Source organism: Methanomethylovorans sp., assembly GCF_041305605.1.
Lineage (GTDB): Archaea > Halobacteriota > Methanosarcinia > Methanosarcinales > Methanosarcinaceae > Methanomethylovorans.
Genome location: NZ_JBFYLB010000136.1, coordinates 1 through 9207, shown reverse-complemented (window position 1 = coordinate 9207; position 9207 = coordinate 1). Strand labels below are relative to the sequence as shown.

The window sequence follows — 9207 nt, the reverse complement described above, 5'->3', positions numbered from 1 at the left end:
GTGGCAAAAACACCCAAGATGGCACCACTCGCACCTACTACAGCCGATTCTGGATTTGAAACAGTCAAGTAATATCCTATAGCTGCCACAATACCTGAAATAAAATACACTTCCAGGAAAGTACGATTACCTATGCGGTTTTCCAGCTCACGTCCGAAGAAGAATAGCACAAGCATATTGAAGAACAGATGACCGAAATCCACATGAAGGAACATGTGGGTCACTATTGTCCAGGGTCGTATCAGCATCAACGCAGGTGTGAGCTCGAAAAGATCGAAGTACCTTGCTCCCAAAAGAATGTTCCCGACAAAGAACGATACCACACAAATATATATAATAGCCATTGAAGGACTATTTTTCATTGAACTCATAATACTACCCCAAATACCTTTCGCCACGCCCTTTGCAGCTTTCTTTGTCGTCGTGCGGAGCATATCCTTGAATACATCATCAGCATCTTTTTTGCTGGTACTGCCAGTATATCCCGAATGACGTTGATCGAATTCCAGTCCCGGACATGCATGCTGTTCCGGCAATCGGTGCGCTGTACAGAAGTTCTTTCCACAATATCTGCACCTGAAAGGTAAAAGTTCTTTTTTACCGCATATCCAGCAACTATCATCTGCATCCTTTACCAAGTTATCCTCTATCTACCTATAGACACATAAAATAAAACAGTTTCTGAAAGGGAAGGAGCACATTATAGAGTATCAAGAATAATCATGACATTTGCGGAAGCTTTATATGATACCATTACCTATCTAAATTCCAATCCACTGTAATTTCCTTTTTTGTACTAGTAGATTCATTAGATTATACCATACAACCATTTATCATAAACAATCGTGATAAAAGAGGGGAATATTTTTATAGAGGCTTGTGCATTAGGATGCCACCAAATACTTATATAAGAGTATTACGCTTGGTTGAATTTGTAACATCCGTTGCTATGAAAATTCTTAAAAGTATGCAGTGGGACAAACGGAGGGCCAAACACATGAGTAAAATATCAACAGGTAAGTTCTCCCTTGAGGATTTGGAGAACGTCCAGATCACGATCAACAACATAGTAGGTGCCATAGAGACAAAAGCCGAAGAGGAAGGCATTGAGATGGGCCCAACTCCCAAACCGGGTATATCCGGCCTGAGGGACTGGGACTACAAATTGCTGTCCCGTTATCAGCCAGTATACACTCCTGTTTGTGACCAATGTTGTTATTGTACATTTGGTAAATGTGACCTCGGTGGGAACAAGGAAGGAGCATGCGGTATAAACATGGAAGCGCATCAAGCAAGGGAGTTCCTTCTGCGTGTGATTACCGGTGCTGCGGCCCATGCCGGACATGGGCGACATATATTGCATCACCTCATAGAAATACATGGAAGGGATCATCCCATAGATGTAGGACCTTCAAACCTGCTGGCTCCCAATACGCAGATGGTCACGGGAATAATGCCCAAAACCCTGGGAGACCTTGAGAAGGTTATGGATTATGTAGAAGAGCAGCTGACCCAGTTGCTTGCGACGATCCATGCAGGTCAGGAGGGTTCATCCCTTGATTTTGAATCAAAAGCAATGCACGGAGGAATGCTGGATCACGTGGGTATGGAAGTATCTGACCTTGCTCAAATCTCATGCCTGGGAATGCCAAAATCCGATCCGGAAGCTCCTCTTGCAGATATAGGAATGGGATGTATAGATTCCACAAAACCTGTACTACTTGTTATAGGGCATAATGTTGCTGGTGTTACGTATATCATGGACTATATGAGAGAACATGAGCTGGATGAAAAAATAGAACTTGCAGGTCTGTGCTGTACAGCCATTGATATGACACGCTATCAGACGGATAAGGGAGGCCAGCCCAGAGCTAAGGTTATCGGTGCTCTGGCAAAAGAACTAAAGATGATACGTTCTGCTGCTCCTGATGTTATAGTAGTGGATGAGCAGTGTGTCAGAGCCGATGTTCTGGATGAAGCAAAGAAGCTATTCATACCTGTGATCACCACGAATGAGAAGATCATGTACGGCTTGCCCAACAGATCAAAGGACAGTGCTGACAAGATCATAGAGGACCTATCCAGTGGGAAGGAAGCAGGAGCCCTAATACTGGATTTCGATCTGCTTGGGGAAGTTGCTCCCCGTCTTGCAATGACTATGGCACCCATCAGAGATGCGAAGGGTATCAAATCCCTGCCTTCTGAGGAAGAGCTGAAATCTTTGACCTCCGCATGCGTGCAATGCGGTGCCTGTGAGTTAGTATGCCCCAACAACCTGCCCATAATGAATGCTATGACAGCAGCAGTTGAGGGAGATCTTACTAAATTCGAGAAACTTCATGACCATTGTATAGCTTGCGGACGCTGTGATCCCGTATGCCCGAAGGGTATCCCAATCCTTAATGTGATCGAAAAAGCAGCACAAAAGGCTATCCGTGAGGAAAAAGGTAAGATGCGTGCGGGAAGGGGCCAGATCAGTGACCCTGAGATCCGACAAGAAGGTGTCAACCTCGTGATGGGTACTACGCCGGGTATCGTGGCAATGGTAGGCTGCTCCAACTATCCCGAGGGCACTAAGGATCTGTACACTGTGGCCAATGAGATGCTCCAGAGAAATTACATCGTGGTCATGTCAGGATGTTCCGCCATGGATCTGGGGATGTACAAGGATGAAGAAGGTCAGACCCTGTATGAGAAGTATCCGGCCAAGTTCCTGGCAGGCAACCTAATAAACGTTGGCTCCTGTGTGTCCAACTCACACATTACAGGTACTGCCATCAAGGTCGCTGCTATATTCGCGCAGAGGAACATCACTGGTAACTTTGAGGAAATTGCAGACTACATTATGAACCGCATCGGTGCAGTGGGAGTGGCATGGGGAGCATACTCTCAGAAAGCGGCATCTATAGCCACGGGTTGCAACAGGCTGGGTATTCCGGTCATAGTAGGACCCCATGGCTCCAAATACAGACGCGCACTTATCGGCAGGCCCTATAATGAAGAGGACTGGAAAGTATACGATGCACGTAACGGAGAAGAAATGCCCATTCCTTCCTCACCGGAATTCCTGCTTACAACCGCAGAGACCATTGAAGAGCTCATGCCCATGATCGCGAAGAACTGTATCAGGCCAAGTGACAACAATATGGGACGCATGATCAAGCTGACACATTATATCGAACTGAGCCAGAAATATCTGGGTCATCTGCCCGAAGACTGGTACAAGTTCGTGAGGCTAGAGACCGACCTGCCTCTTGCAAAGCGTGAGGAATTGTTGAAGATCCTGGAACAAAAGCATGGATGGCAGATAGACTGGAAGAGAAAGAAGATCATCTCAGGTCCAAGCATGAAAATGGATGTATCTGCACAGCCTACCAATGTCAAGAGGCTCTGTAAGGAGAGTGTGTGCTGATGGTGGACACTACAAAGAACACGATGGTATATACTACCTGGGGAACCAGGAAAGCAAAACCTGTGCAGCCATTAGTGGCTGCCAAACTTATTTCCAAAGCCAAGAGACCTTTGCTGGTTGTTGGTGCAGAAGTTCTTGAGAGCGATGTGATATCAAAAGCTATTGCGCTTGGAAAAAAAGGTCTGCAGATAGCTGCAACAGGACATTCGATGCAGGGTTTCAAGGACCAGGATATAAATGCAAAGTATATCAATATCCATTTCCTTGCACACTACCTTGGTGACAAGAACTGGAAAGGATTGGATGGCCAAGGTTCCTACGATCTGGTGATATTCCTCTCACACAAGCAATACTATCTGGACCAGGTGCTGTCCGGCCTAAAGAACTTCACTGATATCAAGACACTGGCTATAGACAGGTACTATTCCCAGAATGCAGATATGTCCTTCGGGAACCTGAAACCCGAAGACCATCTGGAAGCACTTGATGAGCTCATAGCTAACCTTTAAATCATGATCAAGAAATCGCGGAGAAAGTAAAATGGCAGATGAATTCCCTTTTGAGATATCTCCTATGTTCGAAGGAGAAAGGATTAGAAAGGACAATATGCATGTTGAACTTGCAGGTCCGAAATCCATTGGTTTCGAACTGGTAAGAGCAGCGGATATGAACGATGTGGAAGATGGCAAGTTCACACTCATCGGCACTGACCTTGCAGACATGGCTGAAGGTTCCAGATATCCTATTGCTATGATCTACAAGATAGCAGGTGAACTGGTGGAAACTGACCTGGAATCAATAGTCGAAAGGAGGAACCATGAGTTCCAGAACTATATACAGGGTCTTATGCACCTTAACCAGAGAGACGATGTATGGTTAAGGGTAAGCAAAGAAGCTGTAAAAAAGGGACTTACTTCCTTTGAGCAGGTCGCAAAAGCCATCATGATGCTCTTCAAGAACGAGCTTCCATTTATAGAGAAAGTGGAAACCGTATATATCACAGACCAGGCTGAAATTGAAAAGGAAATAGAGAACGCCAGAGATGTCTACAAAGCAAGGGATGACAGGACAAAGGGCCTTCATGACGAAGATGTGGACACGTTCTATGGATGTACCCTGTGCCAGTCCTTTGCACCAACTAATGTCTGTGTCATTACACCTGACAGGATATCCCTGTGTGGTGCCATCAACTGGTTCGATGGCAGAGCAGCTGCCAAGGTCGACCCCGAAGGACCACAGTTCTCCATTGAAAAGGGAGAACTCCTCGATGCTGCATCCGGTGAGTATTCCGGTGTTAACGATCTTGCAAAGCGCTTATCTAGCGGTGAGTATGACAGAATAAAACTGCACTCTTTCTTCGAATATCCCCACACTTCATGCGGTTGTTTCGAAGTAGTAGGTTTCTATGTGCCTGAAGTTGACGGTATTGGCTGGGTGGACAGAGACTTTGCCGGCACTGCACCCAACGGTCTGCAGTTCTCGACAATGGCAGGACAGACGGGTGGAGGCAAACAAGTAGTAGGTTTCCTGGGAATTGGTGTCAACTACTTCCGCTCACCAAAATTTATCAGCGCCGACGGTGGCTGGGACCGCGTAGTATGGATGCCAAGCATGCTGAAGCAGAAAGTGCTGGACAGTATTCCTGCTGCGCTTAAGGATAAGATCGCAACCGATGAAGATGTAAAAGATGTCGAGTCCTTGAAAAACTTCCTTAAAGAGAAAGACCACCCTGTGGTAAAGAGATGGGTAGTGGAAGAGGAAGAAGCTCCGGCAGAAGAAGAAGCAGTAGCCAGCCAGGCTCCTCAGACACAGTATCAACAGCCGATGCAATATATTCCACAGCAGATGCCAGCAGGCTTTATGCCCTCCATGCCAATGATGGGTGGCTCCGGCAGTGGCGGCGTGAAAATAGTTCTTAAGAACGCCAAGGTGACAGTAGACAAGATAATCATCAAAAAGATCGAGTAATAGAGGCCTATTGTGACCAGAATAATCGCAGTGACCGGGAAAGGTGGGACTGGAAAGACAGCCATCACCACCTTACTCATCCGCCACCTCACCAGAGGAAACAAGGTAGTTCTGGCAGTGGATGCTGACCCTGACACAAACCTTCCTGAAACGCTGGGATGTGAGGTGCACAAGACCATCGGCGATGTGAAGGAATTCATGCACGAAGAACGTGACAATCTTCCTCCTGATGTCAACAAGCAGTCCATTCTGGAGTCCAAGCTCTATGAGATACTGGAAGAAATGCCCGGATATGACCTGCTGGTCATGGGCCGCCCCGAAGGTGCCGGATGCTACTGTTATGTCAATAACCTGCTACGAGGCATAATGAACAAACTAGTAGGTAACTATGATGTGCTTATAATAGATGCCGAAGCAGGACTTGAACATTTCAGCAGAAAGATATTCAAGCAGGTGGACGACCTGATAGTAGTCACAGACGGATCACGCAGGGGACTGGGAACTGCAGAACGCATCCGTGAGCTAGTAGGGGAACTGGAAACCGATGTGAATCACATATATGTGATCGCTAACAAGGTTACTGACAGTACCCGTGAAACGATCGTGAGGACCGCTGCGGAATTGGGACTGGAACTTATAGGTATGGTCCCAATGGATGAAATGATAGTACAAAGAGACCTTGCAGGACAGCCGCTTATGGAACTTCCAGACGACTCGCCTGCTGTCAGGGAAGTAGAGAATATCTCCCGGAAACTAAATTTATAACGCTCTCTTGATTTATGGTGGAATGCATATGACAAAGAAGACCAAACTGACCGATATCACCAACCTGTTCAAGGATTTCGATATCGAAGCCCTTGAAGGTGTGACCATTGAGGGTGATATCGAATTAAATATCACTGGCGGTGGAGGACTTAACCCCGCACTGGCCTATGCACTGGGACAGGAGATCTCACACATCTCTCTGCACATGGCTAATATAGGAAGGATACTGGGATACCCGGTAGATCAGCTTTTCTCACAGGCTTTGGGCATGGGTGTTGCCGGTGCCCCGTCTCCTGTACCTGAGATGGCTGCTGCAAAGACCAGAATGCAGGAACTTCTGGCTGCAAAATTCGAGGTGGCTTCAGTAAAGAACTGGAACAACCCCATACAGGAAGTGACCCTGGGTGCCACATCCGCAGATGGTGGCTCCAGGAAGAGTACTATTACCCTGGGAGGAGAAAACGCCCTGCCATATTACTTTGATGCGGAAATGCCTCACCGCAACTATATCACTATGGATGTGTTCGACATGCCTATTGGTATGGCAAAGGCCGTTAAATCCAACTATGATGACGTTATTAACGATCCTGCCGAATGGGCAAAGAAAGTCGTCAGGGAATTCAATGCAGACATGGTGACCATCCACCTGATCTCCACTGACCCGCTTATCAAAGACACGTCTGCCCGCGACGCAGCCAAAGTTGTTGAAGATGTGCTGCAGGCTGTGGATGTGCCTATAGTCATCGGTGGTTCCGGTAACCCGCAGAAGGACCCGGAAGTACTGGAAAAAGCCGCAGAAGCTGCAGCTGGAGAGCGTGTACTTCTCGCGTCCGCAAGTCTGAACCTGGACTATGAGAGAATAGCCAAGGCAGCGATAAACAATGGCCATGTCGTGCTGTCCTGGACCCAGCTTGAGATCAATGCCCAGAAAGAGCTAAACAGGAAACTCATGAAGCAGTGCAACGTTCCCAGGGACAGTATTATAATGGACCCCACCACCGCAGCCCTTGGTTATGGTCTGGATTATGCTTACAGTAACATGGAACGTATAAGGCTCGCAGGTCTGATGGGCGATGATGAACTGACATTCCCAATGTCCTCAGGTACCACCAATGCATGGGGTGCCCGCGAAGCATGGATGGTCTCATCACCACTGCCACAGGACTCTGAATGGGGCCCCAGGGAATACCGCGGTCCCATATGGGAGATCATTACCGGTCTGGCATTGTCCCTTGCAGGTAACGATATGTTCATGATGATGCACCCCACCTCCGTACAGGTGCTCAAGGAGATCACCCAGACACTTTATGGTTCTATTGAATCGAAAGCAGTTGATATCAGCAACTGGATCGGAGCGGAGGTGTGAAACATGAAGATCAACAGTCCGCTTGAAGCCTATAAGTATCTCCCCGGTACTAACTGTGGCGAGTGTGGTGAACAGACATGTATGGCCTTTGCTGCACACCTGATCGACAGGTCCAAGAAACTCACAGACTGCACACCCATGCTTGAACAGAAGTTCAGCAAAAAGTTCAAGGAACTGCAGGCACTTCTCGCCCCCGAGATTCGTGAAGTGGTGGTTGGTGTGGGCGAAAAGGCAGTGAAGATCGGTGGAGATGATGTGCTGTATCGTCACAGACTCACGTTCTTTAACCCCACTGTACTTGCTTATGATGTATGGGACACCATGCCCGAAAATGAACTTGTGGAGAGGGTAAAGAAGATCCAGGACTTCAAGAAGTTCTACGTAGGCAACTTCCTTACATTGGACATGGTAGCTGTCAGGTGCGTTTCCAAGGATCCGAAAAAGTTTGCCGATGCCGTGAAAAAGGTGATTGGTACGACTGATATGCCACTCATTTTGTGCTCCTTCGACCCTGAAGTACTAAGAGCTGGCCTTGAAGTGGCAAAGGACAAAAATCCATTGCTGTACGCTGCAAACAAGGATAACTGGCAGCAGGTAGCAGATCTTGCACTTGAATACAATGTACCTGTTACATTGTTCTCACCGGATGACCTGGATACGCTCAAATCCCTTGCAGTGACCTTCGCAAAGATGGGCACCGAGAAGCTTGTGCTTGACCCGGGAACATTCCCCGCAGGTAAGGGCCTTAAGAAGACCTTCACCAATTTCCTGAAGATAAGAAGAGCCGGCGTTGAAGGTGACAGGGATATCGCTTATCCTATCATGGCAGTCCCGTTCACTGCCTGGATGGTGCAGGAAGATGCTGTTAGTGCCTCATATTGGGAAACAGTTGTTGCATCCATATTCACCATAAAGTATGGCGATGTAATGATAATGCACAGCATCGAGCCCTATGCCCTGCTTCCACAGCTGCATATAAGGGACACGATCTACACCGACCCCAGGAAACCTGTGAGCGTACAGCCTGCCATGTACAAGGTGGGTACTCCGGATAAGGATTCACCGGTGCTGGTCACAACCAACTTTGCCCTCACCTACTACACAGTGGAGAGCGACCTTGCTTCCAGCAAGATCAATTGTTTCCTCTGGGCCATAGATACTGATGGTATCGGTGTGGAAGCTGCAGTAGCTGGTGGTCAGCTCACAGCAGCCAAGATAAAGAAAGGCATAGAGGATTCCGGTTTCGATCTTAAGAATGACACAACCCATAACACCATAATCCTTCCGGGACTTGCAGCACGTCTGCAGGGTGATGTGGAGGATGAAACAGGTGCAAGGGTAATGATCGGACCCGCCGATTCCGGTCGGCTTCCGGGCTGGATGGAAAAGAACTGGCCTCCTAAAGCAAAGTAAAATCAAGGTGTCTGCACTACCCTGAGAACAATTTACACTCGTTCACAGACATTCTGTTCTCGGGGTGGGTGACCACGCCGACACATCGCAAATGAATGCGTGTTGCGCGGGCCCGGCCAGAGCCTGCACAGCAAATCCAGCCTTATTAAATCCTGGAATAAAGGCTCTGTAGAGAGCTGTCTATTGTTTACTTAGAATTGAGTTAAATCTGAAATGGAACTGTATACTTTGTGAAGGGTTATGCATTTGCTCTTCCGGATATGAGTTATACAACTTCTCTGAT

At 47.5% G+C, this 9207-nt stretch carries 7 protein-coding genes; 6 read left to right on the top strand and 1 reads right to left on the bottom strand.

The window, feature by feature from the left end:
- A partial coding sequence (locus tag ACCM36_RS08560) for a rhomboid family intramembrane serine protease (protein ID WP_370573337.1) occupies positions 1-638 on the bottom strand: 638 nt, incomplete at its 3' end.
- A gap of 359 nt (positions 639-997) precedes the next feature.
- Between ACCM36_RS08560 and cdhA the strand changes: the two genes are divergently transcribed.
- Genes cdhA through acsC form a run of 6 tightly spaced genes read left to right on the top strand, consistent with a single transcriptional unit; the run spans position 998 to position 8924 of the window.
- Entirely contained in the window at positions 998-3412 is a 2415-nt protein-coding gene (cdhA, locus tag ACCM36_RS08555; RefSeq protein ID WP_370573336.1) for a CO dehydrogenase/acetyl-CoA synthase complex subunit alpha, read from the top strand.
- Positions 3412-3921, top strand: coding sequence for a CO dehydrogenase/acetyl-CoA synthase complex subunit epsilon (gene cdhB, locus ACCM36_RS08550; protein ID WP_370573335.1), 510 nt, complete (start codon positions 3412-3414; stop codon positions 3919-3921). Before cdhA ends, cdhB begins: the two co-directional genes overlap by 1 nt.
- A gap of 31 nt (positions 3922-3952) precedes the next feature.
- On the top strand, positions 3953-5380 hold the full coding sequence (gene cdhC / locus ACCM36_RS08545) for a CO dehydrogenase/CO-methylating acetyl-CoA synthase complex subunit beta (protein ID WP_370573334.1): 1428 nt from the start codon (positions 3953-3955) through the stop codon (positions 5378-5380).
- 12 nt (positions 5381-5392) lie between these two features.
- Positions 5393-6145, top strand: coding sequence for an AAA family ATPase (locus ACCM36_RS08540; RefSeq protein WP_370573333.1), 753 nt, complete (start codon positions 5393-5395; stop codon positions 6143-6145).
- 28 nt (positions 6146-6173) lie between these two features.
- The gene (gene cdhD, locus ACCM36_RS08535) at positions 6174-7511 is read left to right on the top strand and encodes a CO dehydrogenase/acetyl-CoA synthase subunit delta (RefSeq protein WP_370573332.1); all 1338 of its coding nucleotides are present in this window, start codon (positions 6174-6176) and stop codon (positions 7509-7511) included.
- A 3-nt stretch (positions 7512-7514) separates the two neighbouring features.
- Entirely contained in the window at positions 7515-8924 is a 1410-nt protein-coding gene (gene acsC / locus ACCM36_RS08530; RefSeq protein ID WP_370573331.1) for an acetyl-CoA decarbonylase/synthase complex subunit gamma, read from the top strand.
- Positions 8925-9207: the final 283 nt, after the last annotated feature.